At 65.3% G+C, this 26,174-nt stretch carries 37 protein-coding genes; 3 read left to right on the top strand and 34 right to left on the bottom strand.

Annotation, left to right across the window (positions count from 1 at the left end; genetic code table 11):
- Nucleotides 1-22 precede the first annotated feature (22 nt).
- The 4 genes from AC3WXD_RS31340 to AC3WXD_RS31325 all read right to left on the bottom strand — a co-directional run bounded on the left by AC3WXD_RS31340 (nucleotide 23) and on the right by AC3WXD_RS31325 (nucleotide 5,077).
- Entirely contained in the window at nucleotides 23-460 is a 438-nt protein-coding gene (locus AC3WXD_RS31340; protein WP_020203830.1) for a COG4315 family predicted lipoprotein, read from the bottom strand.
- Between the two features lie 151 nt (nucleotides 461-611).
- A complete protein-coding gene (gene ccsB, locus AC3WXD_RS31335) occupies nucleotides 612-1,793 on the bottom strand; it encodes a c-type cytochrome biogenesis protein CcsB (protein ID WP_059416035.1) in 1,182 nt (393 codons plus the stop codon).
- A gap of 67 nt (nucleotides 1,794-1,860) precedes the next feature.
- On the bottom strand, nucleotides 1,861-4,221 hold the full coding sequence (locus AC3WXD_RS31330; protein ID WP_059416012.1) for a cytochrome c biogenesis protein ResB: 2,361 nt from the start codon (nucleotides 4,219-4,221) through the stop codon (nucleotides 1,861-1,863).
- Between the two features lie 196 nt (nucleotides 4,222-4,417).
- Nucleotides 4,418-5,077, bottom strand: a complete 660-nt coding sequence (locus AC3WXD_RS31325; RefSeq protein WP_029043788.1) for a c-type cytochrome — start codon at nucleotides 5,075-5,077, stop codon at nucleotides 4,418-4,420.
- Nucleotides 5,078-5,673: 596 nt separating this feature from the next.
- Here AC3WXD_RS31325 and yihA point away from each other — a divergent pair.
- From yihA to AC3WXD_RS31310, 3 genes are all read left to right on the top strand, one after another.
- Entirely contained in the window at nucleotides 5,674-6,402 is a 729-nt protein-coding gene (yihA, locus tag AC3WXD_RS31320) for a ribosome biogenesis GTP-binding protein YihA/YsxC (RefSeq protein WP_020203834.1), read from the top strand.
- A 351-nt stretch (nucleotides 6,403-6,753) separates the two neighbouring features.
- Complete coding sequence (gene hemB, locus AC3WXD_RS31315; protein ID WP_029043789.1) at nucleotides 6,754-7,746, top strand: porphobilinogen synthase; 993 nt, start codon at nucleotides 6,754-6,756, stop codon at nucleotides 7,744-7,746.
- Nucleotides 7,747-7,756: 10 nt separating this feature from the next.
- Entirely contained in the window at nucleotides 7,757-9,058 is a 1,302-nt protein-coding gene (locus AC3WXD_RS31310; RefSeq protein WP_492325386.1) for a magnesium transporter CorA family protein, read from the top strand.
- Between the two features lie 39 nt (nucleotides 9,059-9,097).
- Here the strand turns inward: AC3WXD_RS31310 and dsbD are convergent, their stop codons facing one another.
- The 30 genes from dsbD to rplC form a co-directional block, all read right to left on the bottom strand.
- Nucleotides 9,098-11,086, bottom strand: coding sequence for a protein-disulfide reductase DsbD (gene dsbD, locus AC3WXD_RS31305; RefSeq protein ID WP_492325385.1), 1,989 nt, complete (start codon nucleotides 11,084-11,086; stop codon nucleotides 9,098-9,100).
- Nucleotides 11,087-11,152: 66 nt separating this feature from the next.
- Nucleotides 11,153-11,488 carry a divalent-cation tolerance protein CutA gene (gene cutA, locus AC3WXD_RS31300; RefSeq protein WP_043366869.1) on the bottom strand — a complete coding sequence of 112 codons (336 nt, stop codon included), beginning with the start codon at nucleotides 11,486-11,488 and terminating at the stop codon, nucleotides 11,153-11,155.
- A 208-nt stretch (nucleotides 11,489-11,696) separates the two neighbouring features.
- Nucleotides 11,697-12,092, bottom strand: a complete 396-nt coding sequence (rplQ, locus tag AC3WXD_RS31295) for a 50S ribosomal protein L17 (protein ID WP_029043791.1) — start codon at nucleotides 12,090-12,092, stop codon at nucleotides 11,697-11,699.
- A gap of 163 nt (nucleotides 12,093-12,255) precedes the next feature.
- On the bottom strand, nucleotides 12,256-13,236 hold the full coding sequence (locus AC3WXD_RS31290) for a DNA-directed RNA polymerase subunit alpha (RefSeq protein WP_017225222.1): 981 nt from the start codon (nucleotides 13,234-13,236) through the stop codon (nucleotides 12,256-12,258).
- Between the two features lie 181 nt (nucleotides 13,237-13,417).
- A complete protein-coding gene (gene rpsD, locus AC3WXD_RS31285; protein ID WP_020203841.1) occupies nucleotides 13,418-14,041 on the bottom strand; it encodes a 30S ribosomal protein S4 in 624 nt (207 codons plus the stop codon).
- 296 nt (nucleotides 14,042-14,337) lie between these two features.
- Nucleotides 14,338-14,739 carry a 30S ribosomal protein S11 gene (rpsK, locus tag AC3WXD_RS31280; RefSeq protein WP_017225223.1) on the bottom strand — a complete coding sequence of 134 codons (402 nt, stop codon included), beginning with the start codon at nucleotides 14,737-14,739 and terminating at the stop codon, nucleotides 14,338-14,340.
- A 24-nt stretch (nucleotides 14,740-14,763) separates the two neighbouring features.
- On the bottom strand, nucleotides 14,764-15,129 hold the full coding sequence (gene rpsM, locus AC3WXD_RS31275) for a 30S ribosomal protein S13 (protein WP_020203842.1): 366 nt from the start codon (nucleotides 15,127-15,129) through the stop codon (nucleotides 14,764-14,766).
- Between the two features lie 19 nt (nucleotides 15,130-15,148).
- Nucleotides 15,149-15,265: a 50S ribosomal protein L36 gene (gene rpmJ, locus AC3WXD_RS31270; RefSeq protein WP_008642959.1), complete on the bottom strand. Its 117-nt coding sequence runs from the start codon at nucleotides 15,263-15,265 to the stop codon at nucleotides 15,149-15,151.
- 31 nt (nucleotides 15,266-15,296) lie between these two features.
- The gene (gene infA, locus AC3WXD_RS31265; RefSeq protein ID WP_010812378.1) at nucleotides 15,297-15,515 is read right to left on the bottom strand and encodes a translation initiation factor IF-1; all 219 of its coding nucleotides are present in this window, start codon (nucleotides 15,513-15,515) and stop codon (nucleotides 15,297-15,299) included.
- A 23-nt stretch (nucleotides 15,516-15,538) separates the two neighbouring features.
- Nucleotides 15,539-16,882 carry a preprotein translocase subunit SecY gene (gene secY, locus AC3WXD_RS31260; protein WP_020203843.1) on the bottom strand — a complete coding sequence of 448 codons (1,344 nt, stop codon included), beginning with the start codon at nucleotides 16,880-16,882 and terminating at the stop codon, nucleotides 15,539-15,541.
- Between the two features lie 48 nt (nucleotides 16,883-16,930).
- Entirely contained in the window at nucleotides 16,931-17,365 is a 435-nt protein-coding gene (rplO, locus tag AC3WXD_RS31255) for a 50S ribosomal protein L15 (protein WP_020203844.1), read from the bottom strand.
- A gap of 20 nt (nucleotides 17,366-17,385) precedes the next feature.
- Entirely contained in the window at nucleotides 17,386-17,568 is a 183-nt protein-coding gene (rpmD, locus tag AC3WXD_RS31250) for a 50S ribosomal protein L30 (protein WP_006160440.1), read from the bottom strand.
- Between the two features lie 13 nt (nucleotides 17,569-17,581).
- Nucleotides 17,582-18,100, bottom strand: coding sequence for a 30S ribosomal protein S5 (rpsE, locus tag AC3WXD_RS31245; protein WP_006160449.1), 519 nt, complete (start codon nucleotides 18,098-18,100; stop codon nucleotides 17,582-17,584).
- A gap of 21 nt (nucleotides 18,101-18,121) precedes the next feature.
- Nucleotides 18,122-18,478, bottom strand: coding sequence for a 50S ribosomal protein L18 (rplR, locus tag AC3WXD_RS31240; protein WP_020203846.1), 357 nt, complete (start codon nucleotides 18,476-18,478; stop codon nucleotides 18,122-18,124).
- An 11-nt stretch (nucleotides 18,479-18,489) separates the two neighbouring features.
- Nucleotides 18,490-19,023, bottom strand: a complete 534-nt coding sequence (rplF, locus tag AC3WXD_RS31235; protein ID WP_020203847.1) for a 50S ribosomal protein L6 — start codon at nucleotides 19,021-19,023, stop codon at nucleotides 18,490-18,492.
- Between the two features lie 9 nt (nucleotides 19,024-19,032).
- Nucleotides 19,033-19,428 carry a 30S ribosomal protein S8 gene (rpsH, locus tag AC3WXD_RS31230; RefSeq protein WP_010812384.1) on the bottom strand — a complete coding sequence of 132 codons (396 nt, stop codon included), beginning with the start codon at nucleotides 19,426-19,428 and terminating at the stop codon, nucleotides 19,033-19,035.
- Between the two features lie 27 nt (nucleotides 19,429-19,455).
- Nucleotides 19,456-19,761, bottom strand: coding sequence for a 30S ribosomal protein S14 (rpsN, locus tag AC3WXD_RS31225; RefSeq protein WP_081651439.1), 306 nt, complete (start codon nucleotides 19,759-19,761; stop codon nucleotides 19,456-19,458).
- A gap of 9 nt (nucleotides 19,762-19,770) precedes the next feature.
- Complete coding sequence (gene rplE, locus AC3WXD_RS31220) at nucleotides 19,771-20,313, bottom strand: 50S ribosomal protein L5 (protein ID WP_020203848.1); 543 nt, start codon at nucleotides 20,311-20,313, stop codon at nucleotides 19,771-19,773.
- Nucleotides 20,314-20,338: 25 nt separating this feature from the next.
- Nucleotides 20,339-20,647, bottom strand: a complete 309-nt coding sequence (gene rplX / locus AC3WXD_RS31215; protein WP_017225232.1) for a 50S ribosomal protein L24 — start codon at nucleotides 20,645-20,647, stop codon at nucleotides 20,339-20,341.
- Between the two features lie 9 nt (nucleotides 20,648-20,656).
- Nucleotides 20,657-21,025, bottom strand: a complete 369-nt coding sequence (rplN, locus tag AC3WXD_RS31210; protein WP_017225233.1) for a 50S ribosomal protein L14 — start codon at nucleotides 21,023-21,025, stop codon at nucleotides 20,657-20,659.
- A gap of 277 nt (nucleotides 21,026-21,302) precedes the next feature.
- The gene (gene rpsQ / locus AC3WXD_RS31205) at nucleotides 21,303-21,581 is read right to left on the bottom strand and encodes a 30S ribosomal protein S17 (protein WP_020203849.1); all 279 of its coding nucleotides are present in this window, start codon (nucleotides 21,579-21,581) and stop codon (nucleotides 21,303-21,305) included.
- A complete protein-coding gene (gene rpmC, locus AC3WXD_RS31200; protein ID WP_020203850.1) occupies nucleotides 21,578-21,772 on the bottom strand; it encodes a 50S ribosomal protein L29 in 195 nt (64 codons plus the stop codon). Before rpmC ends, rpsQ begins: the two co-directional genes overlap by 4 nt.
- Before the next feature lie 11 nt (nucleotides 21,773-21,783).
- Nucleotides 21,784-22,200 (bottom strand): 50S ribosomal protein L16, encoded by a 417-nt coding sequence (gene rplP, locus AC3WXD_RS31195; RefSeq protein WP_006160465.1) that lies wholly within the window; start codon nucleotides 22,198-22,200, stop codon nucleotides 21,784-21,786.
- A 2-nt stretch (nucleotides 22,201-22,202) separates the two neighbouring features.
- Nucleotides 22,203-23,009: a 30S ribosomal protein S3 gene (gene rpsC, locus AC3WXD_RS31190; protein ID WP_020203851.1), complete on the bottom strand. Its 807-nt coding sequence runs from the start codon at nucleotides 23,007-23,009 to the stop codon at nucleotides 22,203-22,205.
- Between the two features lie 9 nt (nucleotides 23,010-23,018).
- Entirely contained in the window at nucleotides 23,019-23,348 is a 330-nt protein-coding gene (rplV, locus tag AC3WXD_RS31185; protein WP_020203852.1) for a 50S ribosomal protein L22, read from the bottom strand.
- A 9-nt stretch (nucleotides 23,349-23,357) separates the two neighbouring features.
- Nucleotides 23,358-23,633 carry a 30S ribosomal protein S19 gene (gene rpsS, locus AC3WXD_RS31180; protein WP_029043792.1) on the bottom strand — a complete coding sequence of 92 codons (276 nt, stop codon included), beginning with the start codon at nucleotides 23,631-23,633 and terminating at the stop codon, nucleotides 23,358-23,360.
- 21 nt (nucleotides 23,634-23,654) lie between these two features.
- Complete coding sequence (gene rplB / locus AC3WXD_RS31175) at nucleotides 23,655-24,485, bottom strand: 50S ribosomal protein L2 (RefSeq protein WP_020203854.1); 831 nt, start codon at nucleotides 24,483-24,485, stop codon at nucleotides 23,655-23,657.
- A gap of 2 nt (nucleotides 24,486-24,487) precedes the next feature.
- Nucleotides 24,488-24,802, bottom strand: coding sequence for a 50S ribosomal protein L23 (rplW, locus tag AC3WXD_RS31170; RefSeq protein WP_006160473.1), 315 nt, complete (start codon nucleotides 24,800-24,802; stop codon nucleotides 24,488-24,490).
- Nucleotides 24,799-25,419, bottom strand: a complete 621-nt coding sequence (rplD, locus tag AC3WXD_RS31165) for a 50S ribosomal protein L4 (RefSeq protein WP_029043793.1) — start codon at nucleotides 25,417-25,419, stop codon at nucleotides 24,799-24,801. The genes rplW and rplD overlap by 4 nt, the downstream gene beginning before the upstream one ends.
- Before the next feature lie 11 nt (nucleotides 25,420-25,430).
- Nucleotides 25,431-26,081, bottom strand: a complete 651-nt coding sequence (gene rplC / locus AC3WXD_RS31160; protein ID WP_020203858.1) for a 50S ribosomal protein L3 — start codon at nucleotides 26,079-26,081, stop codon at nucleotides 25,431-25,433.
- Between the last annotated feature and the right edge of the window lie 93 nt (nucleotides 26,082-26,174).

Genomic DNA, 26,174 nt, shown 5'->3' with positions numbered 1-26,174 from the left:
GCCCGGGCTACGCGCGCCGCGCTCAGGGCGTGGCGACGTGCCAGACGTTGTTGATGTTGTCGCCGGCGCGGTCGCCCGGCTTGGCGTCCTTGGCGAAGCGGTACAGCGGCTTGCCGCGGTAGGCCCACTGCTTGGCGCCGTCGTCGCGCGTGATGATGGTGTAGCTGCCCATCGCGCTGGTGCCCGGCGACGCCAGCAGCGGCGGCCAGTTGGTGGCGCAGCCGCCGTTGCACGCGCTCTTGTCGCCGCTGTCGCGGTCGAAGGTGTAGAGCGTCAGGCCTTGCGGATCGGTCAGCGCGCCATTGGCGACCTTCACCGTGGGCGGCATGTTGCCGGCCCCGCCAATGCCACCCATGCCCGAGCAGGCGGACAGCAGCACGGCGGAGCAGGCGAAGGCGAGCGCGGCGGGACGCGACAGCGAAGTCAGGGCAGGTACTGCAAAAAGGCGGGAACGGACCATGATGGGTGTCTCCATGCGGGTCGGCGCCGCCAGCCGGCGCCGTCCCTCCAGTAAACACCGGATGTGACGTGTTTATTCCATGCGGGCGAAAAAAAACCCGCCGGTCGGACGGCGGGTCTTCCTGGCGGCGCCGCGGCGGCGGCCCCCGGCGTCAGAGTTCGCCGTAGCTGTGCAGGCCGGACAGGAACATGTTCACGCCGAGGAAGGCGAAGGTGGTCACGAGCAGCCCGACCAGCGCCCACCAGGCCGCCACAGTGCCGCGCAGGCCCTTCATCAGGCGCATGTGCAGCCACGCCGCGTAGTTGAGCCAGACGATCAGCGCCCAGGTTTCCTTCGGGTCCCAGCTCCAGTAGCCGCCCCAGGCCTCGGCCGCCCACAGCGCGCCAAGGATGGTGGCGATGGTGAAGAAGGCGAAACCGACCGCGATCGCCTTGTACATCACATCGTCGAGCACCTCGAGCGAGGGCAGGCGGTCGGCCAGGATGCCGCGCTGCTTGAGCAGGTAGGCCGACGACACCATCGCGGCCAGCGCGAAGGTGCCGTAGCCGATGAAGTTGGCCGGCACGTGGATCTTCATCCACCAGCTTTGCAGCGCGGGCACCAGCGGCTGGATCTCGCTGGCGTCGCGGCTGACCGTGTACCAGAGCAGGAAGCCGACCGCGGCCGACACCACCAGCATCACGAACGGCCCGAGCGCGCGCGTGCCGTAGTGGCTTTCGTAGTACAGGTAGAACAGCGAGGTGATCAGCGTGAACAGCACGAACACTTCGTACAGGTTGGAGATGGGAATGTGGCCGATGTCGGCGCCGATCAGGTACGACTCGTACCAGCGCACCAGCATGCCGGTGAAGCCCAGCACCACCGCCGCCCACACCATCTTGCTGCCGATCTGCATGCCGGTCTCGGCGCGCGCCAGCAGGCCGCCCCAGTAGAACAGCGTGGACAGGAACACCAGCGCGCTCATCCACAGGATGGCCGACTGGCTCGACAGGAAATACTTGAGGAAGAAGGCCTGCTCGGCGCGCGCCAGCTGGCCGTGGTAGAGCTGGATGGCGAACAGCGCCAGCACCGCCAGCGCCACCATCAGCAGCCGCAGCGGCTTCCAGTGCCAGCCCAGCAGCGCGAAGGTCGGCACCGCGGCGATCAGCACGCCCTTGTCGTAGACGTTCATCCACTCGCCGTAGCGCGCGAGCGCGAAGCCCGCGCCCAGCGCCAGCAGCAGCGCGAACAGCCAGTCGGTCCAGCCCAGGCGGCGCAGAAACGACGGCTCCAGGTAAGCCTGGTCGCCGGCGGGGATGCCGGCGCTGGCGCGGGCGGCCGTGCTTGCCGGCATGGCCGTCCTAGCCTGATTCACATTCGAAGACATAGTGGTTCCTGCTTGATTGCGGGGGCGGCCTCGTTCAATGCGCGGCCGGCGTGCCCGGGGAGGCATCGGTGGTGCCGCCCGCGCTGCCTGCATCGCTCGTACCGTTGTCGTCGCTCTTATTGTTCTCTTCGCTTGTGTCGCGCTTGTTGCCGTTGCTGCTGTCGTTGCTGCTGCTGTTACCGTTTTCGCCGTCCGTGCCGCGCAGCGCGACGATGCCGGCGGCGCGGCCGACATCGTCGCGCAGCGCGGCAAACTCCTTCTCGAAGTCCAGCGTGCGGCGCTGCGTGGACATGGCCATCAGCACGTGGCTGGCGGCGCCCTGCACATTCCCGCCACCATCGGTACTATCGGCGCCATCGGCGCCATCGCCCGCCGGGTCCTTGACCCACAGCCAGACGCGGCGCTCGCGGATGTAGAACATGGAAAACACGCCCAGCACCAGCAGCAGACAGCCAAGATACACGATGTTCTTTCCAGGCGCACGAGTCATCTGGAACACGCTGGCCTTGACCTCGGTGAAGTCATCCAGTTGCAGGAAAACCGGCGCCGTGTAGAAAAAACTGTCGGACAGCGCGTTGACGGCCTGCTGGATGAAAGCGCCGCTCTGCGCACTATTCGGCACCACCGGCAGGTTGTCGCGCGCGCGCGCCAGTTGCCACAGTTCCCACATCGAGCCGTTGAGGATCTTCAGCAGGACGTCGGCCGCCTTCTGCTGCTCGGCCTGCGGCACCGATTTCTCGAGGAACGCGGCGATCGCGGTGAAGCCGCCCGGCGGCGCCTGCGGGCTGCTGCGCGTGGCGCCGGCGAACAGATCGAGCGCGCGCAGCGCGCTTTCGGCAAGCTGGCCGCGCAGGATCTCGCGCTCGGCGCCGGGCATCGACACCAGCGCGAAGCGGCGCGCCGCCTCGCCGCGCAGCGCGCGGTCCTGCAGCGCGGCGCGCAGGCGCATCCAGTCCGCCACGCTGTTCTGCTCGTCGGCGGGAATGCGCAGGTAGCGGAACGGCTCGCTGGGCGAATCGCGCATGCCGGCCAGGAACACGGTCTGGCCGTCGAGCTGCACCGGCACCATGTAGTTGTTGAATTCGCGCGCCTGGCCGTTGCGGTCGCGCAGCTTGTACTGCACCGACGGGCCCACGTTGCGCAGTTCCTTGGCGCGGTCCGGGTTGACCGCCGAGCCGAGGTGCGACTCGAGCTTCTCGTTGAACGACTTGTGCGCCACGCCGCGCGCGTCGGGCTTGCCGGAGGCGTCGGTGACGTTCTCGATGTTCATCGGGCGGAAATCGCTGAACTCCACCGTCAGGCCGTCGGCGTCGGCGGCGCTGCCGGTGCCGGCCAGCGGCGTGTTGGCGCCCACCGTGCCGGCGAAGGCGAAGGTCTTGCCGCTGCCGCCCTGCATCGGGTAGCCGACGAATTTCAGCCGGGAGCCGCCGTCCTCGAAGCTCGACTGGTAGATCGCCACGCCGTCCACCACCAGCGGCTCGTTGACCTTGACGGTGGCCTCGGTGCGGCGGCCGGTGGCGCGGTCGGTGATGATCACGTCGGAGGCGAACAGCTTGGGCATGCCGGTCGAGTAGTGCTCGACGGTGAACTTCTTGAGCGTGATGGTAAACGGCAGGTCCTGCACCAGCGCGCCGTCGGCGATGTTGAGGATGGCGGTGGACACGGTCGCGCCTTCCGGCACGAAGGCGTTGCCGCGGAAGCCCGGATTGCCCGCCGACAGGCGGTGCTGCGGCGGAATGTCGGTGATCACGGCGTTGCCGCTGATCGGCGTCTTGCCGCCGAACCACATCTGCGCGCGGATCAGCATGTCGCCGTCGAGCAGGCCGCCGATGCAGATCACCACGATGGCGGTGTGCGCGAGGATGTAGCCGAGCTTGTTGGCCGAGCCGGCCTTGGCCGCCAGCAGCGTGGCGCCCTCGTGCGGCACCGCCTTGACGCGGTAGCCGCGGTTGGACAGCAGCGCGGCGAGGCGCGCCACCGCATCGGCGCGCGGCCGGCCGGCGTCGAACTCGGCGCGGTGGTGGAAGGCACGCAGGCTGCGCTCGCGCACGTGGTCCTTCCACGAGCGCATGTCGGTGATCATGCGGGGCGCGTTGCGCGTCAGGCACAGCGAGGTGGAGACCACCAGGAAGGCCAGGATCAGCAGGAACCACCAGGAGCCGTAGACCTTCTGCAGCGACAGCGTGTGGAACAGGTCGGCCCAGAACGGCCCGAACTGGTTGACGTAGTTGGGGTACGGCTCGTTCTGCTTGAGGACCGTGCCGATCACGCTGGCGATGGCGATCACGGTCAGCAGCGTGATGGCGAAACGCATCGAGGACAGCAGCTCCACCGTGTCGCGCAGCAGGCGGTGGGAGGTCTTCAGGTGCAGTCCTGACGTGGAAGCGGTCGACATGTGCAGTGTGGCCCGGGGCCATCAAATAAAAAGAGGGTGGGCATGCTCGCGCAGGCCACCCTCTTCGATTGCCGCCGGGCTGCTTGGTTGCGCCGGCGCGGAACGACTTTGGGAGGTGGTTTCAGGCAGAAGCCTGGCGACAGTACATCAGGCGCGGCACGCCGCGCAACGACGCCAGGGTTTCCGCCTCTACCCCTCAACGCACACCGGCGACGTAGTCGGCGACGGCCTTGATCTCGGCGTCCGACATCTTGGCGGCGATCGTGGTCATCACGGTGTTGTTCTTGCGGGTGCCCTGGCGGAATGCGACCAGCTGTGCCTCGGTGTACTCGGACCACTGGCCGCCGATGCGCGGGTACTGCGCGGGAATGCCGGCGCCGGTGGGGCCGTGGCAGGCCGCGCAGGCCGGCACGCCCTTGGCCGCGATGCCGCCGCGGTAGATCTTCTGGCCGGCCTCGATGGTGTCCTTGTTCTTGGCGGTGGCCGGCTTCAGCGACTGCTTGGCCAGGTAGGCGCCGACGTCCTTCATTTCCTGCTCGGACAGCGCCGCCGCGTACGGCGACATGATGGCGTTGCTGCGGGTCTTGGCCTTGAAGTCGTCGAGCTGCTTGTGGACGTATTCGGGATGCTGGGCGGCCAGCTTGGGATTGACGGCGGCGCCGCTGTTGCCGCCGTCGCCGTGGCAGCTCAGGCAGGCGGGCACATTGCGATCGGGCGCACCTTGCGTGTACAGCGTCTCGCCCTTGGCCGGATCGGCCTTCGCGGCGGGCTGCTCGGCTGCAGATGCCAGACCCGTCATGGCGGTTGCAGGCAGGCCCAGCGCCATGACAGCCAGAAGTTTCGCAATGCGGTTCATTCGCACACCTTCTCTGATTGTTTTGAATTCCACGGAGCACGCCGCTCAGCCTCTTGCCTGCGGTGAGGACGCGCAGGGCCGGGACTTTGACATCGGAAATTCATCACGACGGCCACCCGGCCGCCTGAACCGACAACGCCCAGACGCAACCCGGATGGCGCCGCGCCCACGCAGAACGGAATCGAAATGGCATCGAAACGAATCGTGCGGATGCGGCGGACCGTGCGAATATCCAGGTAGCGGACTTCCGGTGCCGATTTGCCCCGCTGTGCCGGCACCGGGTTCTTGGCGCCGCCGCAACGAGGCCGGAACCGCAGGCCGCGCTACCACGATGGAACGGACACGCAAGGCTTCCTTCATGCGCAATGAAGCGTGCCAAGGATGTCACGCGTCACGCAATCGGGAGGCCGTTAACCGCGTTATTGTACAATAAATCGTGTGCCGGATAGAGGATGTGCGCGCTGCGACGCGGCCCGACGCCACCCCCGGCCAACCCGGTGGCCCAAGTGCCGCCCGCCTTACTCACTTCGGCGCGACCGCGCCGGCAGCGCCAATCTCTCGCGCGCCGCCGCCGCCCCGCCTCATTGCCCACGCGCATGTCCCTCCTACACCAGGCCCGCTTCTTCGTCACCGTCAACCACCTGCGCGACCTGCCCGCCACGGCGGTGCCGGAAGTGGCCTTCGCCGGCCGCTCCAACGCCGGCAAATCGACCGCCATCAACGTGCTGTGCAACCAGAAGCGGCTGGCCTTCTCCTCGCGCACGCCGGGCCGCACCCAGCACATCAACTATTTCGCGGTGGCGCCGGTCAAGGCGCCGGACCCGCTGGCCTTCCTGGTCGACCTGCCCGGCTACGGCTACGCGCAGGTCTCGGGCTCGGCCAAGTTCCACTGGCAGGGGTTGCTCAGCGACTACGTGCAGACCCGCACGCAGCTCGCCGGCCTGGTGCTGATGATGGACGCGCGCCGCCCGTTTACCGACCTCGATTGCCAGATGGTGGAGTGGTTCCTGCCGACCGGCCGGCCCATCCACGTGCTGCTGACCAAGGCCGACAAGCTGACCAACAGCGAGAACGCCCTGGCCCTGCGCGAGACGCGCAAGATCCTGGCCGGCTACGCCGGGCAGCTCGACACGCCGGTGGCGCTGACGGCGCAGTTGTTCTCCAGCCTCAAGCGGCGCGGCATCGAGGAAGCGCAGCGCGTGGTGGCCGGCTGGATGGGGCTGCCCGAGGCGCAGCCGGCGGCGGCGCCGGGAACGGAGCCGGAGACCGGGCCGGGAACCGAACCGGCGCCGGCCGAAGGCGCGCCGGACCCGGCCGCGGAATAGCCGCGGAATAGCCGCGGAATAGCCGCAGAATACCCGCCGCCGCGTACCCGGCGCTGCGCAAAAAAAACCCCGTTGCAAGCAACGGGGGCGAACTTTCCCGCCGGTTGAGGGCGGGTACCCGCTCAGGGAGGAGTAGCGGGGGACGCTGCATCGCGCAAGCGCAACACAGGGTGTCCGCGAGTATGATAGCGGGCACGATCAAAAGTTTAGTTTTTCTTGCCCGGCAGCCTGCCCGATCACGCGCGCGCCACATCGCGGCCGGTGGCGGCCATGTCCAGCCTCTGCGCCATCTCCGCCCATCTCCTGCCGACCGGTCCCGATTTTTTTCTCCCGACTCCCTCACCTCAAGCCATGTCCACTTTCCCCGAGTACCGTCCGCGCCGCATGCGCCGCGATGATTTCTCGCGCCGGCTGATGCGCGAAAACCGCCTGTCGCCGGACAACCTGATCTACCCGGTGTTCATCCTCGACGGCCACAACCAGCGCCAGAGCGTGGCGTCCATGCCGGGCGTGGAGCGCGTCTCGGTGGACCTGCTGCTGCCGGTGGCGGAGGATTGCGTGAAGCTGGGCATTCCGGTGATCGCGCTGTTCCCGGTGATCGACCCGTCGCTCAAGACGCCGGACGGCATCGAGGCCACCAATGCCGAAGGCCTGATCCCGCGCGCCGTGCGCGCGCTCAAGGACCGCTTCCCCGAACTGGGCGTGCTCACCGACGTGGCGCTGGACCCGTACACCAGCCACGGCCAGGACGGCGTGCTCGACGACAACGGCTACGTGATCAACGACATCACCGTCGAGATCCTGGTCAGGCAGGCGCTCACGCAGGCCGAGGCCGGCGTGGACATCGTGGCGCCGTCCGACATGATGGACGGCCGCATCGGCGCGGTGCGCGCCGCGCTCGAGAACGACGCCCACATCCACACCCGCATCATGGCCTACTCGGCCAAGTACGCGTCGGCGTTCTACGGCCCCTTCCGCGACGCGGTGGGCTCGGCGGCCAACCTGGGCAAGGGCAACAAGATGACCTACCAGATGGACCCGGCCAACACCGACGAGGCCCTGCGCGAAGTGGCGCAGGACATCATGGAAGGCGCCGACATGGTGATGGTCAAGCCCGGCATGCCGTACCTGGACATCGTGCGCCGCGTGAAGGACGAATTCCGCTTCCCGACCTACGTCTACCAGGTCAGCGGCGAGTACGCGATGCTCAAGGCCGCCGCGCAGAACGGCTGGCTGGACCACGACAAGGTCATGATGGAGTCGCTGCTGGCCTTCCGCCGCGCCGGCGCCGACGGCATCCTGACCTACTTCGCGCGCGACGCGGCCCGCCTGCTCACGCGCTGAACCGGCACGGATGCAACTGCTAGGCTTCTCCGCCAGCCAGGTCCACCAGCTCGCCTCGCTCGACGAGGCGCGCGACTTCCTCGCCGGCAACGCGGCCGCGCGCTTCGTGTGGGTCGACACGCCGATCGAGGAAGTCGGCGCGGCGCCGGCCGCGTGGCGCGACAGCGTGCAGGTGCTGACCGGCGCGCCGGTGCTGGACCTGCATCTGCTCGACGCCACCAACCCGTCGCATCCGTCGTATTTCGACACGACCCATGCCTACGACATGGTGGTCTTCCGCAAGCTCACCTTCGAGACCAGCCGGCTGATCGCCGAGGCCGGCGGCGAGCCGGCGCCGGCGAACGCGGCGGCACCGGCGGCGCCGAATGCACCGACGCCGCCGGTAGTGCCGGCGGCCAACGCGGCGACAACGCCCGCCACCACGGCCACCACCACGGCCGCCCGGCCGGCCGCGGCCAAGCCGCGCCGCTACCCGCCGGGCTTCCTGCCCGCGCTGGCGCGCATCGACACCCAGCCGGTCACCTGCTTCGTGTTCGACAACGTGCTGCTGACGGTGCGGCCGGCGCAGTCGCGCACGCTCGACCAGGTGCGCCAGCGGCTGCTCGAGCTATGCCGCGAGCCGCGCCCGCAGCCGGCCGGCAAGGCGCGCGCCAACGGGCAGGCCGCGCTGGTGCACGGCATCCGCCCGCCGACGCGCCCCGAGGACCTGATGCTGCGGCTGCTCAACGCGATGGTGGACCGCTACCTGGAGCTGCGCGCGCCGCTCACGCGCCAGCTCGACCGCTGGCAGCGCGCGCTGCTCAGCACGCGCCGCAGTTTCTCCAGCTGGGAAGGACTGCTCGACGCGCGCATCGAGCTGCGCCGGCTCGAGCACCTGTGCGAGGAGCAGCACGACGCGCTGCAGGAATTCCGCGACAGCCTGCTCGACAACAGCTACAGCATCGAAAGCGAGGGCCAGTCCGGCCCGGCCGGCCGCGACGATGCGCTGCTGGTGCGCATCAACGACGTGATGGAGCACATCTCGCGCGTGCTCGCGCACGCGCGCCGGCTCGAGGATTCGATCGAATCCGCGGTGCAGATCCATTTCTCGGCGGTGGCGCACCGCACCAACCGCACCATGCGCACGCTGACGCTGATCACCGCGCTGTTCATGCCGCTGACCCTGATCACCGGCATCTTCGGCATGAACTTCGAGCGCATGCCGTGGCTGCGCGAGCCGCAGGGCTTCTGGTGGTCGCTGGGGCTGATGGGCGCGGTGGTGGTGGTGCTGGGCGTGGTGTGGGCGCTGGGGCGGCGGCTGGAGCAGAACTGAACCGCTCCCGGCCCGTACCGGATCCGGATCCGCGCCGGCTCAGGCGCTGGCGTTGGCGCCGAACGCGCGCGACAGGCTGTCGAGAAAGCGCGCGGCCGGCTGGTAGCCGATCACGCGCACCGGCCGCTCGCGCCCGTCGGCGCCGTACAGGATGATGCCGGGCGGGCCGAACAGGCCGAAGCGCTTGAGCAGCGCGCGGTCGTCGGCATTGTTGCGGGTGACGTCGGCCTGCAGCATCACCACGCCGGACAGGCGCGCGCGCACGCGCTCGTCGCTGAACGTGAAGCGCTCCATCTCCTTGCAGCTCACGCACCAGTCCGCGTAGAAATCCAGCAGCACCGGCTGGCCGGCGGCGGCGGCCCGCGCCACGCGCGCGTCGAGTTCGGCCAGCGAGCGCACGCGCTCGAAGCGCACCTCGGGCAGCCGGCCGGCGGTGGCCTCCGGAACCGCCCGCAGCGCCGCCAGGTGCGCCAGCGGCTGCAGCGGATCGCGGCCGCCCGAGGCCAGCCCCAGCAGCAGGATGGCGGCGGCCAGCGCGGCCAGCAGGCCGAGGCCCTTGCCCACGCGGGCCAGCCCGTGCGGATCCGGGCCGAGCGCGTCGAAGGCGCTCAGGAACACCGCGCCCACCAGCAGCAGCGCCGCCCAGCCCGTCATCAGGGCCCAGGCCGGCAGCACCGGGCTGACCATCCACAGCGCCACGCCCAGCAGCAGGAAACCGAAGAAGCGCTTGGTCATCTCCATCCAGCGGCCGGCGCGCGGCAGCAGGTTGCCCGCGCCCACGCCCACCAGCACCAGCGGCACGCCCATGCCGAGCGCCATCGCGAACAGCGCGCCGCCGCCGGTGACGGCGTCGCCGGTGCGCGCGATATAGGCCAGCGCGCCCGCCAGCGGCGCCGTCACGCAGGGGCCGACGATCAGCGCGGAGATCGCGCCCATGACCGCGGCGCCCACCAGTTGCCCGCCCTGGCGGCGGTTGGACGATTCGGTCAGGCGGGCCTGCCAGTGCTGCGGCAACTGCAGCTCGTACAGGCCGAACATGGAGAGCGACAGGGCCACCATCAGCGCGGCGAACAACGCCAGCACCCAGGGCGCCTGCAACGCCGCCGACAGGCCTTCGCCAAGCAGGCCGGCGGCCACGCCGACGCCGGTGTAGACCACCGCCATGCCGAGCACGTAGGACAGCGACACCAGCAGCGCGCGGCCGCGCGTGACGTGCTCGCCCACCACGATGGAAGACAGGATGGGCACCATCGGCAGCACGCACGGCGTGAAGGTCAGCAGCAGGCCGAGGCCGAAGAACAGCGCGGCGACCAGGCCGAGGTTGCGGCTGGCCAGCGCGCCGGCGATGCGGTCGTTCTCGTCCACCGCGGCCGCCAGGCGCGCGGCGGGAGCCGGAGCGGCCGGCGCGGCGCCGGCACTGTCGGCACTGCCGACGCTACCCGCGCCTTCCGCCTGCGCGGCGGCGCCTGCGGGGCTGGACTCGGGCCTGGCGCGCTTGCCGAACAGGCCGTCCAGCATGCCGCCGCCGACCTTGAAGACGTGCTCCTGCGGCGGGTAGCACAGGCCCTTGTCGGCGCAGCCCTGCGAAGTCACCGCCAGCGACCACTTGCCGTCGGCGGGCAGCGACGCGACCGGCACGCGGATGGTCACGCCGCCGTGATAGGTCTCCATCTCCTTGCCGAAGGTCTCGTCGAACTTGACCTTGCCGGGCGGAAAGACCGGCGTGCCGAGCCTGACCGAGGCCGGCTGCGCGGCGAACGCGAAGCGGTCGCGGTAGAGGTAGTAGCCGTCGGCCACGTCGAAGCGGACCTCGACGGTCTGCGGGTCCAGCTGGCGCGCGGCAAAGCGAAAGGCCTGCTCGGGCGGCAGGAAATCGTCCTCGCTCGCGGCATGCGCGGTGCCGCCGAGGCAGAGGCAAAGCACGGCCAGCAGCGCCGCCGACAGCGCTACCAGGAAACGCGCCGCGGCACTTTGCCGCACCACCGCGAACCGGTGGCCAAACGCGCCCGACGCCACTGCGAAACCCATGCTCTGTCCTTGAAAATCGTTGGTTCATCCGCCCGCTGCGGGCATCGCCGCCGCGGCCGGCCGTTGCTACGCCTGTGTGTCCCCGCCTGCGGCCGGGCGCGTTTCCGCGGCCACCCAGGCGAGGTAGGGCGCGAAGCCCGCCGCCACGGGCAGCGCGACGATCTCCGGCACCTCGTAGGGATGGGCCTGGCGGATCGCCGCTTCCAGCGCGGCGTAGCGGTCGCGCGTGGTCTTGATCAGCAGCGGCCATTCGCTGGCGGTCTCGAGCTGGCCGCGCCACCAGTATTCCGACTCGCACGGCGCGAGCCGGTTCACGCAGGCCGCCAGGCGCGACGCGAGCACGGCGCGCGCCACGCGCGCGGCGGCCTCGGCATCGGGCAGCGCCGTCATCACCAGCAGCATCGTCCGGCCCGGATCGTCCGCCGCGCCCGGATCGCCGGTCCCGCCCGTTTCGCCCGTTTCGCCCATCTCGCCGTCGCTCATCGCTCGTCTCTCACTCGCCACGCGGCTCCGCAAAACAAAAGAGCCAGGCATCAGCCTGGCTCGATTGTAAGCGGTGTCCGCGCCTGCCGCCGGGACCGATGGTCGCGGCGGCGGGACGGCATCGACCTTATTCCGCGGCTTCTTCGGCCGGGGCTTCGGTGATTTCCGGACGGTCGACCAGCTCGACCAGCGCCATCGGCGCATTGTCGCCCTGGCGGAAGCCGAACTTCAGGATACGCGTGTAGCCACCCGGACGGGCGTTGTAGCGCGGGCCCAGTTCGGTGAACAGCTTGGTGACGATGTCGCGGTCGCGCAGGCGGGCGAAGGCCAGGCGGCGGTTGGCAACGGTGTCCTTCTTGGCCAGCGTGATGAGGGGCTCGACGACCTTGCGCAGTTCCTTGGCCTTGGGCAGGGTGGTCTTGATCAGCTCGTGCTGGAACAGCGAGTTGGACATGTTGCGCAGCATCGCGAGACGGTGCGACGAGGTGCGGTTCAGTTTCCGCAAACCATGACGGTGACGCATGATGATTCCTTTATTGCAATGTTTGACCAGCTCTTCTATCGCTTGGCCGGGACATTCCCCGGTTCGGCGCGGGCCGGTAGTCGGTTGAAGCGGCCGGCACATGCCGGCTGCCGGAATCGCCGCGCGCCGCGCGGGGACCAGCCCCGCGCGGCACGCAGCGACATTACTTCTCGAGGCCTGCGGGCGGCCAGTTCTCGAGCTTCATGCCAAGGGTCAGGCCGCGCGAAGCCAGCACTTCCTTGATTTCGTTGAGCGACTTGCGACCCAGGTTCGGGGTCTTCAGCAGCTCGTTCTCGGTACGCTGGATCAGGTCGCCGATGTAGTAGATGTTCTCGGCCTTCAGGCAGTTGGCCGAGCGCACCGTCAGCTCCAGGTCGTCGACCGGGCGCAGCAGGATCGGGTCGATCTGCGGCGTGCGGCTCGAGGCGGCTTCCGCCGACGACTCGGTGCCTTCCAGCGCGGCGAACACGGACAGCTGGTCGACCAGGATGCGGGCCGACTGGCGGATCGCTTCCTCGGGCGAGATCACGCCGTCGGTCTCGATGTTCATGACCAGCTTGTCGAGGTCGGTACGCTGCTCGACGCGGGCCGATTCCACCGCGTACGACACGCGGCGCACCGGCGAGAACGAGGCGTCCAGCACGATGCGGCCGATGACCTTGCCCGATTCGTCGCCGAACTTGCGCACGTTGCCCGGCACGTAGCCGCGGCCCTGCTCGACCTTGATCTGCATGTCGAGCTTGCCGCCGGCCGACAGGTGAGCGATCACGTGGCCGGGGTTGATGATCTCGACGTCGTGCGGCAGCTCGATGTCGGCAGCCGTGACCACGCCTTCGCCTTCCTTGCGCAGCGACACCGTGACTTCGTCGCGGTTGTGCAGCTTGAAGACCACGCCCTTCAGATTGAGCAGCAGGTTGACCACGTCTTCCTGCACGCCATCGATGGTGGAGTACTCGTGGACCACCCCAGCGATCGTGACTTCGGTCGGGGCGTAGCCGACCATCGACGACAGCAGCACGCGACGCAGGGCGTTACCGAGCGTATGGCCGTAGCCACGCTCGAACGGCTCCATCACGACCTTGGCGTGGTGGTCGCCCAGCGGCTCTACGGCGATGATTTTAGGCTTGAGGAGTGCTGTTTGCATTAGGTTGTCCTTTTCAATACCCTCGGCTCGTTACACCGATAAGGCTGACGTATGGAACCTGAAAATCCCATCGTACGATGGGCAATAAGCCCGGCGCGCGGCAGCGCGTCGGGCTGAAAGTGAAGCTTGACGGGAAACGCAAGCCCCTGACCGTTCGATGGTGTCGGACAGATTCGAGCGATTAGCGCGAATACAATTCGACGATCAGGCTTTCGTTGATGTCACCCGAGATATCGGCGCGGTCCGGCACTTGCTTGAACGTGCCTTCGAACTTCTTCGCGTCAACGCTGACCCATTGCGGGAAACCCGACTGCTCGGCCAGCGACAGGGCCTCGGCGATGCGGACTTGCTTCTTCGACTGCTCGCGGATGGTGATGACGTCACCGGCCTTGACCTGTGCCGACGGCACGTTCAGGGCCTGGCCGTTCAGCAGGATCGCCTTGTGCGAGACCAGCTGGCGCGCTTCGGCGCGGGTCGAGCCGAAGCCCATGCGGTAGACGACGTTGTCCAGGCGCGATTCCAGCAGTTGCAGCAGCTTCTCGCCGGTGTTGCCCTTGCGGCGGTCGGCTTCGGCGAAGTAGCGGCGGAACTGGCGCTCGAGCACGCCGTAGATGCGCTTGACCTTCTGCTTTTCACGCAGCTGGTTGCCGTAGTCGGAGGTGCGTGCACCGGAGGTGCGGCCGTGCTGGCCCGGCTTGCTGTCCAGCTTGCACTTGTCGGCAAGCGAGCGGCGTGCGCTCTTCAGGAACAGGTCGGTACCTTCACGGCGGGAGAGTTTGGCCTTCGGGCCGATATAACGTGCCACTTTATCTTCCTTCCTGATCGATCGCGGCGCCTTCTGTACGCGCCGCGAGTCCGCCTGCTCCGCCCTTGCGGGGCGCCGAGTGGCGGACGGTGGGCTTATCCAGCGCACGCCCCGCAGGGTGCGCGCAAAAGCATGACTGGCTGCGCCGGGTCGCGGAACAAGGCTTCGATCCAACAAACGCAAGGCGCAAAACGAAAACCTGCCGCAAAGCTGATGCAGCAGGTGAACGTGCGATAGTACCACACCGGAACACCGGCAGGAAAACCCCGCCGGCTATCCGGGTACGACGGCGTCGCTCAGATGCGGCGGCGCTTCGGCGGACGGCAGCCGTTGTGCGGCACCGGCGTCACGTCTTCGATCACCGAGATCTTGATGCCCAGCGCGTTCAGCGCGCGGACAGCGGACTCACGGCCAGGGCCGGGGCCCTTGATGCGCACGTCCAGGTTCTTGATGCCCTGGTCTTGCGCCACGCGGCCGGCGTTCTCGGCTGCGACCTGGGCTGCGAACGGGGTCGACTTGCGCGAACCCTTGAAGCCCTGGCCACCCGAGGTCGCCCACGCCAGGGCATTGCCCTGACGGTCGGTGATCGTGATGATGGTGTTGTTGAACGAAGCGTGGACGTGCGCAATGCCGTCGGCAACGTTCTTCTTGACCTTCTTACGCGCGCGCTGGGCGGCGTTGTTCGGACCTTTTGCCATTAGTTTCTTCCTCTGCCTTCGGCTTTACTTCTTCAGAGCCACGCCGGCCTTACGCGGACCCTTGCGGGTACGGGCGTTGGTGCGGGTGCGCTGACCGCGCATCGGGAGGCCCCTGCGGTGACGGACGCCACGATAGCAACCAAGGTCCATCAGACGCTTGATGTTCATCGTGGTTTCACGACGCAGGTCACCCTCGACCGTGGCCTTGCCGACTTCGTCACGAAGCTTTTCCAGGTCGGCGTCGGTCAGGTCCTTGACCTTCTTGTCAAACGGAACGCCGGTGGCCTCGCAAATCTTGCGGGCGCGCGAGCGGCCGATACCGTAAATAGCCGTCAGGCCGATCTCGGTATGCTTGTGGTTCGGGATGTTAACCCCTGCGATACGTGCCATTCGTCAATCCTCTTTACGATTAGCCTTGGCGTTGCTTGTGGCGGGGATCCGACGAGCAGATCACGCGCACGACACCGTTGCGCTTGATGATTTTGCAGTTGCGGCAAATGCGCTTAACAGAAGCCAGCACTTTCATGATTTTCCTCTTCCTTCAATTCCTGTTCGCTTCACTTCGTCCGAAAGACGATACGCGCGCGTGACAGATCATATGGAGTCAGCTCAACCGTCACCTTGTCACCCGGAAGAATCCGGATGTAGTTCATTCTCATCTTCCCGGAGATGTGGCCCAGCACTACGTGGCCATTCTCCAGTTTGACTCGGAACGTCGCATTGGGAAGGTTTTCCAGGACCTCCCCCTGCATCTGGATGACGTCGTCTTTTGCCATACCTAGCCCGTACCGACCCGGCTTCAGCGCAAGGTCAAATTACCCTTGAAATTCGCTTTCTTCAGCAGGGACTCATATTGCTGCGACATGACATAGGACTGGACCTGGGCCATGAAATCCATCGTGACGACCACGATGATCAGCAGCGAGGTTCCGCCAAAATAGAACGGAACGTTCCAGCGCAGTACCAGGAATTCCGGCAACAGGCAGACCAGTGTGATGTAGATCGCACCAGCCAGCGTCAGACGCACAAGGATCTTGTCGATGTAGCGCGTCGTCTGCTCGCCCGGACGAATGCCCGGAATGAAGGCACCGCTTTTCTTCAGGTTGTCCGCCACTTCACGGCTGTTGTACACCAGGGCCGTATAGAAGAAGCAGAAAAATACAATCGCAGCAGCGTACAGCAGGATGTAGACCGGCTGGCCCGGCGACAGCGTTGCCGCCAGGTCCTTGATGAACCGGCCCGCAGCGCCCGTCGAGTCAGAGGTGAACCAGCCCGCGATGGTCGCCGGGAACAGGATGATCGACGATGCGAAGATCGGCGGAATCACCCCGGCCATGTTCAGCTTCAGCGGCAGGTGCGACGACTGGCCGCCGTACACCTTGTTGCCGACCTGACGCTTGGCATAGTTCACCAGGATCTTGCGCTGGCCGCGCTCGACGAACACCACGGCGAAAGTCACGCCGGCGATGATCGCCACGATCAGGATCGACGCGATGATGCTCATCGAACCGGTGCGAACCAGCTCGAAGAGACCGCCGATCGCGTTGGGCAGGCCCGCCGCGATACCGCCGAAGATGATGATCGAGATGCCGTTGCCCAGACCCCGCTCGGTGATCTGCTCACCCAGCCACATAAGGAACATCGTGCCGGTCACCAGCGTGATCACCGCCGTGGCCCGGAACATCAGCCCCGGGTCGATCACCAGGCCGGGCTGGGATTCCAGCGCGACCGCGATCGACAGCGCCTGGAAGGTGGCCAGGACCACCGTGCCGTAGCGCGTGTACTGCGTGATCTTGCGTTGACCCGCCTGCCCTTCCTTCTTCAGCGACTCCAGCTGCGGCAGCACGATCGTCAGCAACTGCATGATGATCGACGCCGAGATGTACGGCATGATGCCGAGCGCGAAGACGGTAAAGCGCGACAGCGCACCGCCCGAGAACAGGTTGAACATCCCGAGGATGCCACCCGACTGACTCTGGAAAAGCTTCGCGAGCTGTTCAGGATCGATGCCCGGCACCGGAATATGCGCTCCGATGCGGTACACGATCAAGGCCAGCACCAGGAACATCAGCCGGCGCTTGAGGTCGCCGTACTTCGCCGTGTTCTTGGCTTGCGTGCTTGCATTGGGTTTCGCCGTGGCCAAACGATGCTCCGACTGTGACTCGCCTATGCTGCGAAATCAGCTGCTAAATTACGCCGCGATCTGACCGCCGGCGGCTTCGATCGCAGCCTTGGCGCCAGCGGTGGCACCCAGACCCTTGATCGTCACCTTGCGGGTCAGCTCACCGGCCTTGATGACCTTGGCGCTCTTGACCAGATCAGCCACCAGGCCAGCCTGCTTCAGAACCAGCAGGTCCACTTCGGCCGCTTCCAGACGCTCGATGTCGCGCAGGCTCACCTCGGCGGTGAATTCCTTCGTCAGCGAGGTGAAGCCGCGCTTCGGCAGGCGACGATACAGCGGCATTTGACCGCCTTCGAAGCCGACCTTGTGGAAGCCGCCCGAACGCGACTTCTGACCCTTGTGGCCACGACCGGCAGTCTTGCCCAGGCCGGAGCCGATACCGCGGCCGACGCGACGCTTGGCGTGCTTCGAACCGGCGGCCGGTTTCAGGTTGTTCAGTTGCATCTTGCTCTCCGTGTCCGGTATCAGGCCAGAACCTTGACCAGGTACGACACCTTGTTGATCATGCCGCGCACGGCGGGCGTGTCCTGCAGCTCCGACACCGAGTTGATGCGGCGCAGGCCCAGGCCACGGACGGTGGCGCGATGATCCTCGCGCGTGCCGATCAGGCTGCGCACGAGTTGCACTTTTACGGTTTGTTGCGACATTTCGTCCGACTCCTTAACCGAGGATGTCTTCGACCGACTTGCCGCGCTTCGCGGCGATCTCGCCCGGCGTGCTCATCTTCTGAAGACCGTCCAGCGTGGCGCGAACCATGTTGTACGGATTGGTCGAGCCGTGCGACTTGGTCACCACGTTGGTGACGCCCATCACTTCGAAAATCGCGCGCATCGGGCCGCCGGCGATCACGCCGGTACCTTCCTTGGCCGGCATCATCAGCACCTTGGCGGCGCCGTGCTTGCCCACGACTTCGTGTTGCAGCGTGCCGTTCTTGAGCGAGACCTTGACCATCTTGCGACGGGCTTCGTCCATTGCCTTCTGAACTGCCACCGGCACTTCCTTGGCCTTGCCCTTGCCCATGCCGATGCGGCCATCGCCGTCACCGACCACGGTCAGCGCAGCGAAACCGAGAATCCGGCCGCCCTTCACCACCTTGGTGACGCGGTTGACCGAGATCATCTTCTCGCGGAGGCCGTCGTCGCGTTCGTCCTGCTGGACTTTTGCTTGCATCTTTGCCATGACGTATCTCTCTTTGTGCGCTTAGAACTTGAGGCCGGCTTCACGCGCAGCGTCGGCCAGGGCCTTCACGCGACCGTGGAAGCGGAAGCCGCCGCGATCGAACGCAACGGTCTCCACGCCGGCAGCCTTCGCCTTCTCGGCGATGCGCTTGCCGATCAGGCTCGCAGCGGCGGCGGTAGCACCGCTGCCGGTCAGTTCCTTGCGCACTTCTGCCTCGACGGTCGAAGCCGAAGCCAGCACTTGCGTGCCGCACGGCGAGTAGACCTGGGCGTAAATATGCGAATTCGTACGGAACACGGTCAGACGATTGACTTTCAGTTCCGCGATCTTGGCGCGGGTCTGACGTGCACGGCGCAAACGAGCGTCTTTCTTGTTCATGATTGCACCCCTTACTTCTTCTTGGTTTCCTTCAGGATGACGCGCTCGTCCGAGTAGCGAACGCCCTTGCCCTTGTAGGGCTCAGGCGGACGGTACGCGCGGACTTCCGCGGCAACCTGACCGACTTTCTGCTTGTCCGCACCCTTGATGATGATCTCGGTCTGCGTGGGCGTTGTCGCCGTCACGCCTTCCGGCATCGCATGGATCACGTCGTGCGAGAAACCAAGCTGGAGCTTGAGCGCGGTACCTTGCAGCTGGGCACGGTAGCCCACGCCGACCAGGTTCAGCTTGCGCTCGAAACCGGTGGTCACACCCTTGACCATATTGGCCACCAGGGCGCGCATGGTGCCCTGCAGTGCGTTTGCTTCGCGCGATTCGTCGGCCGGGACGAAGGTCAGCGTGTCGTTTTCGACCTTGACCTGCACCAGGCTGTGAATCGGCTGCGTCAGCGTGCCGAGCGGGCCCTTAACGGAGAGCACGCCAGCCGCCACATTGACTTCTGCGCCTTTGGGCAGCGCGATGGGAGCCTTACCTACACGGGACATGGTTACTCCTTACGCGACGTAGCAGAGAACTTCGCCGCCCACGCCAGTGGCACGTGCCTTGCGATCGGTCATCAGACCCTGCGGGGTCGAGATGATCGCGACGCCCAGGCCGTTCATCACTTGGGGGATGTCGCTGCGGCCCTTGTACACGCGCAGGCCGGGCTTCGAGACGCGTTCGATGCGCTCGATGACCGGACGGCCGGCGTAGTACTTCAGACCGATGCTCAGTTGTGCCTTGCCGCCATCTTCCTGCACGGCGTAGTCGTCGATGTAGCCTTCGTCCTTCAGGACCTTGGCGATTGCCACTTTCAGCTTCGACGACGGCATGACAACCGACGCCTTCTGCACGCCCTGGGCGTTGCGGATGCGCGTCAGCATATCGGCGATAGGATCGCTCATGCTCATACTGTTTCTCCTGTAGCCTGTGCGTAATTACCAGCTGGCTTTCGTCAGACCCGGGATTTCGCCACGGAAGGCGATTTCACGGATCTTGTTACGCGCCAGGCCAAACTTGCGGAAGGTACCGCGGGGACGACCGGTGATCGCGCAGCGATTGCGCTGACGGGTCGGGTTCGCGTTGCGCGGGAGCTGCTGCAGCTCCAGACGAGCGCCATAACGCTCTTCTTCCGACTTTTCCTGGTCGTCGATAATGGCCTTGAGGGATGCGCGCTTCCCGGCATACTTCGCCACGAGCCTTGCGCGCTTCTTCTCACGTTCAATCAGAGCCAATTTAGCCACGGTAACCCCTTAATTACGGAACGGGAACTTGAATGCACCGAGGAGCGCCTTGGCTTCCTCGTCATTCTTAGCCGTCGTCGTGATGCTGATGTTCAGACCGCGCAGCGCGTCGATCTTGTCGTACTCGATTTCGGGGAAAATGATCTGCTCTTTCACACCGATGTTGTAGTTGCCACGACCATCGAACGAGCGGCCCGACACACCACGGAAGTCGCGCACGCGCGGCAGCGCCACGGTCACGAAACGATCCAGGAATTCGAACATGCGTTCGCCGCGCAGCGTCACCATCGCGCCGATGGGATAACCCTGGCGGATCTTGAAGCCTGCGATTGCCTTCTTGGCCTTCGTCACCACCGGCTTCTGGCCGGCGATCTTGGTCAGGTCGCCCACGGCCAGCTCAATGACCTTCTTGTCATTGATGGCTTCGCCAAGGCCCATGTTCAGGGTGATCTTGGTGATGCGCGGCACTTCCATGACCGACTTGTAGCCGAACTGTTCGATCAGCTTCGGTACGACCTGTTCTTTGTAAAACTCTTGCAGACGTGCTGTCATGCTCAACTCCTATCCTTGCCCAGAATCAAGCTGCCACGACGGCGCCGGTGGTCTTCAGCACGCGCACGCGCTTGCCGTCTTCCACCTTGATGCCGACGCGCGACGGCTTGCCATTGGCATCCACGAGCGCAACGTTGGAAATATGCAGCGGCATGACCTTGTCGACCACACCACCGGTGGTGCCCAGCATCGGGTTCGGACGTGCATGCTTCTTGGCAACGTTCACGCCTTCAACCACGACCTTGTCGCCGAGCATGGCTTGCACGGTACCGCGCTTGCCCTTGTCTTTGCCGGTCAGGACGATGACTTCGTCGCCTTTGCGAATCTTGTTCATGGCGGCTCCTTACAGCACTTCCGGCGCGAGCGACACGATCTTCATGAAGCGCTCGGTACGGAGTTCACGAGTCACCGGCCCGAAGATACGGGTGCCGATCGGCTCGAGCTTGGTGTTCAGCAGGACAGCGGCATTGCTGTCGAACTTGACGAGCGAACCATCGGCACGGCGCACGCCCTTGGCGGTGCGAACGACGACGGCATTGTAAATATCGCCCTTCTTCACGCGACCGCGCGGCGCTGCGTCCTTGACGGTCACCTTGATGATGTCGCCCACGCTCGCATAACGGCGCTTGGACCCACCCAGCACTTTGATGCACAGAACTTCGCGCGCACCAGTGTTATCGGCCACTTCGAGCCGGCTTTCTGTCTGAATCATGGTGTTATCTTCCCAACTTAATCCACCGGGCAACGCCCGCCGGTCAGTCTTGGTCCCGTCGGCCTCCGGCTTTGCGCCAGCAACCGTTTGGGTTGATCAACTTTGAAGTCGGTAGTTACCAGGCGGCCTGAACATGGTTAATCAGGAGCCGCTCGGCCTAGGTTCGCCCAGTCGATTCGCCGTGGTGATGGTGCTAAGGCGAATGCAACAAAGCGGAAGTCCAGGATTATAGCACATAACCCTGGACTCGCAAGTCAACCGAAAACCGTGTGGTTTTTTAGATGACGCGCGCAGCTTCGACCAGACGGGAAACCACCCAGGACTTGGTCCGCGACAGCGGACGCGATTCCTGGATCTCGACCTTGTCGCCTTCCTTGTACTGGTTGGCTTCGTCGTGTGCGTGGTACTTCTTCGAACGCAGCACGTACTTGCCGTACAGAGGATGCTTGACGCGGTTTTCGATCAGGACCGTGACGGTCTTGTCCATCTTGTCGCTGACTACACGGCCGACCAGAGTGCGGCGAAGCGACGATTCCGTTTGTGCAGTTTCAGTCATTTCGTGGTCGCCTTCTCGTTCAGCACGGTTTGCACCCGCGCGATGTCCTTGCGCACCTTCTTCAGCTGGCTGGTGTTCTGCAGCTGTTGGGTGGCCTTTTGCATGCGCAGGCTAAATTGGGCCTTCAGCAGCTCGGAGAGCTCCTGGTTCAGCCCGGCGGCGTCCTTGCCGCGAAGTTCGGATGCTTTCATCCCTGCTCTCCTTACGTCCCGACCTGGCGCACCACGAAATTGGTGGCGATCGGCAGCTTGGCAGCCGCGAGGCGGAACGCCTCACGTGCCAGCTCTTCGGTCACGCCATCCATTTCGTACAGCATCTTGCCCGGCTGGATTTCTGCCACGTAGTATTCCGGATTACCCTTACCGTTACCCATACGGACTTCGGCGGGCTTCTTCGAGATCGGCTTGTCCGGGAAAATCCGGATCCAGATGCGGCCGCCACGCTTGATGTGACGGGTCATCGCACGACGTGCCGACTCGATCTGGCGGGCCGTCAGACGGCCACGGCCCATTGCCTTCAGGCCGAATTCACCGAAAGACACGGCGTTGCCACGGGTAGCCTTACCCGTGTTGCGGCCTTTCTGCTCCTTGCGGTATTTTCTGCGCTTAGGTTGCAGCATCGTTATTCTCCACTCTTCGCATCTGCGCCAGGCGCAGCGCGGCGACCGGCACCGGCGCCACCAGCACCACCGCGGCGGTTGCCACCCGGACGGCCTTCGCCCTCGCGGCGGCGGCCTTCGGGACGGCCCGGACGGCGGCGACGTTCGTCTTGCGGCTCTTCCACCACCGGCGCGTCGTTGCGGCCGAGGTGATCACCCTTGTAGACCCACACCTTGACACCGATGATGCCGTAGGTGGTTTCTGCTTCGGAGAAGCCGTAGTCGATGTCGGCGCGCAGGGTGTGCAGGGGCACACGGCCTTCGCGGTACCATTCGGTACGTGCGATTTCGATGCCGTTCAGGCGACCGGCGCTCATGATCTTGATGCCCTGGGCACCGAGGCGCATCGCGTTCTGCATCGCGCGCTTCATGGCGCGGCGGAACATGATGCGGCGCTCGAGCTGCTGGGTGATCGAGTCGGCGATCAGCTGCGCATCGGTTTCCGGCTTGCGGATTTCCTCGATGTTCACGTGCACGGGCACACCCATGCGGCGTTGCAGCTCGGCCTTGAGCAGTTCGATGTCCTCGCCCTTCTTGCCGATGACCACGCCCGGACGCGAGCTGTAAATGGTCAGACGTGCGTTGCGGGCGGGGCGCTCGATGACGACGCGGCCAACCGAAGCGTTCTTGAGCTTCTTCTTCAGAAACTCGCGAACTTCGATGTCTTCCTTCAGCATGCCGGCGAACTTCGTGTTGTTGGCGTACCAACGCGAAGCCCAGTTACGGCTGACGGCCAGACGGAAGCCAGTCGGATGAATCTTCTGTCCCATCGTGACTCCTTAGTTGCCGAGCGTCACAGTGATGTGACAGGTTTGTTTCTCGATGCGGTTGCCGCGGCCCTTGGCTCGTGCCGTGAAGCGCTTGAGCGAGGTTGCCTTGTCGACGAAGATGGTCTTGACCTTCAGTTCGTCGATGTCGGCGCCTTCGTTGTGCTCGGCGTTGGCGATGGCCGATTCGACCACCTTCTTCACGATCCCGGCAGCCTTTTTCGGGCTGAACGTCAGGACGTTGAGCGCGCGCTCGATCGGCAGACCGCGGATCTGGTCGGCGACCAGGCGAGTTTTCTGGGCGGAGATGCGGGCACCGCGATGAATCGCTTTCACTTCCATGATGGCACCTTACCTCTTCGCTTTCTTGTCAGCCGCGTGGCCCTTGAACGTGCGGGTGAGCGCAAATTCGCCGAGCTTGTGGCCGACCATGTTTTCCGAAACGTACACCGGCACGTGTTGACGGCCGTTGTGAACGGCGATCGTCAGGCCGATGAATTCCGGCAGAATGGTCGAGCGACGCGACCAAGTCTTGATGGGCTTCTTGTCCTTGCCGCCTGCAGCCGCTTCCACCTTTTTCAGCAGGTGGGCGTCACAGAACGGACCCTTTTTTGCGGAACGTGTCATGTCTAGGCTCCTACCTACCGATTAACGCTTGTGGCGCTTCTGCACGATCATGCTGGCAGTGCGCTTGTTGCTGCGGGTACGGTAACCCTTGGCCGGGGTACCCCACGGCGAAACCGGATCGCGACCAGCGGCGGTCTTGCCTTCACCACCACCGTGCGGGTGATCCACCGGGTTCATCACGACACCACGCACCGTCGGGCGGATACCGCGCCAGCGGGTGGCACCGGCCTTGCCGATGACGCGCAGGCTGTGCTCTTCGTTGCCGACTTCACCGATGGTGGCGCGGCATTCGATGTGCACGCGGCGCACTTCGCCGGAGCGCAGGCGCACCTGGGCGTAGATGCCTTCGCGAGCCAGCAGCACGGCGGAACCGCCGGCGGCGCGCGCGATCTGGGCACCCTTGCCGGGCAGCATTTCCACGTTGTTGATCGTGGTGCCGACCGGGATGTTGCGGATCGGCAGGTTGTTGCCGGCCTTGATCGGCGCTTCCGAGCCGTTCAGCACGGCCTGGCCGGCCACCATGCCCTTCGTGGCGATGATGTAGCGGCGCTCGCCATCGGCGAACAGCACCAGCGCGATGTTGGCGCTGCGGTTCGGATCGTATTCCAGGCGCTCGACCTTGGCGGGGATGCCGTCCTTGTCGTTGCGCTTGAAGTCGACCACGCGGTAGTGGTGCTTATGACCACCGCCCTTGTGGCGGGTGGTGATGTGACCGTTGTTGTTGCGGCCCGACTTCTGGAATTGCTTTTCCAGCAGCGGAGCGTGGGGCTCGCCCTTGTGCAGGTTGGGATTGACAACCTTCACCATCGAGCGACGGCCCGGGGACGTCGGCTTGGTCTTGACGAGTGCCATGATTACTTGGCCTCCGCTTCAAAATTGATTTCCTGACCCGGCTTCAGCGAAACGTAAGCCTTCTTCACGTGGTTGCGACGCCCCATGAAGCGGCCAAAGCGCTTTTGCTTGCCCTTTTGGTTCAGGATCTGAACGGACTGCACCTCGACCTTGAACAGCAGCTCGACCGCCGCCTTCACGTCTGCCTTGTTGGCATCGCGAGCGACTTCGAACACGACTTGTTCGTTCTTGTCGGCGACCAGGGTTGCCTTTTCGGAAACCACCGGCGCGAGCAGCACCTGCATCAAACGATGATCGTTCTTGGCTACTTGCGTCATTTCAGCAACTCCTCGATCTGCGCGACGGCTGCCTTGGTCACCAGCACCTTCTTGTAGTGCACGAGCGACAGCGGGTCAGCCTGGCGCGGCTCGACAACCGCCACATGCGGCAGATTGCGCGAAGCCAGGTAGAGGTTTTCGTCGAGGCTGTCGGTGATGATCAGCACCGAGTCCAGGCCCATGGCCTTGAACTTGTCGGCCAAGAGCTTGGTCTTGGGCGCATCGACGGTGAAACCGTCCACCACGTTGATACGACCTTCACGTGCGAGCTGCGAGTAGATCGAGCGCATGCCGGCACGGAACATCTTCTTGTTGACCTTCTGGCTGAAGTTCTCTTCCGGCGAATTCGGGAAGATGCGGCCGCCCCCGCGCCACAGCGGCGAGGAAGACATACCGGCACGGGCACGGCCCGTACCCTTCTGGCGCCACGGCTTCTTGGTCGTGTGCTTGACCTCTTCACGATCCTTCTGCTTACGGTTGCCGCTGCGAGCGTTGGCCTGGTAAGCGACGACGATCTGGTGAACGAGGGCTTCGTTGTAGTCACGGCCGAAGACTTCGGGCGAGGCGTCAACGCCCGCGCCGACTTGGCCATTGTCCTGGAGGAGCTTGAGTTCCATTGATTCGCTCCTTAAGCTTTGGCTTTGGCCTTGACGGCCGGGGTCACGATGACCTTGCCGCCCTTGGAACCGGGGATCGCGCCCTTGACCAGCAGCAGCTTGCGCTCTGCGTCGATCTTGGCGATTTCCAGGTTCTGGACGGTGCGGGTGACGTCACCCAGGTGACCCGTCATGCGCTTGCCGGGGAACACACGGCCCGGATCCTGCGCCATACCGATGGAACCCGGCACGTTGTGCGAACGCGAGTTACCGTGGGTGGCACGACCGGATGCGAAGTGGTGGCGCTTGATGGTACCGGCGTAGCCCTTACCGATGCTGACGCCCTGCACGTCGATCTTCTGACCGACTTCGAACAGGTCGACCGACAGCGAACCGCCAGCTTGCAGTTCGCCCGCCTTGGCGGCATCGATACGGAATTCGCGGATGATTTCGCCGGCTTCGACACCAGCTTTGGCGAGATGACCCGCCAGCGGCTTGGTGACGCGACTGGCGCGGCGTGCGCCGAAAGTGACTTGAACCGCGGTATAACCGTCGGTCTCGTCCGTCTTGATTTGCGTCACGCGGTTGTCGCCGACCTCGACCACGGTAACGGGAATCGAATCACCGTCGTCCGTGAAAATACGGGTCATGCCAACCTTGCGACCTACAAGGCCAAGGCTCATGGTTTGCTCCATTCCCAGCTGCGATTGGCCGGGGCTGATTGATACACGAAAACTGTGTGTGCAAACTGCGTTTGCAGTGCGCGGGCTTGCGCT

Source organism: Cupriavidus sp. FW216-B1 (assembly GCF_058789195.1).
The sequence above is the reverse complement of the archived record's forward strand: the minus strand, read 5'-3'. Positions and strand labels throughout refer to the sequence as shown.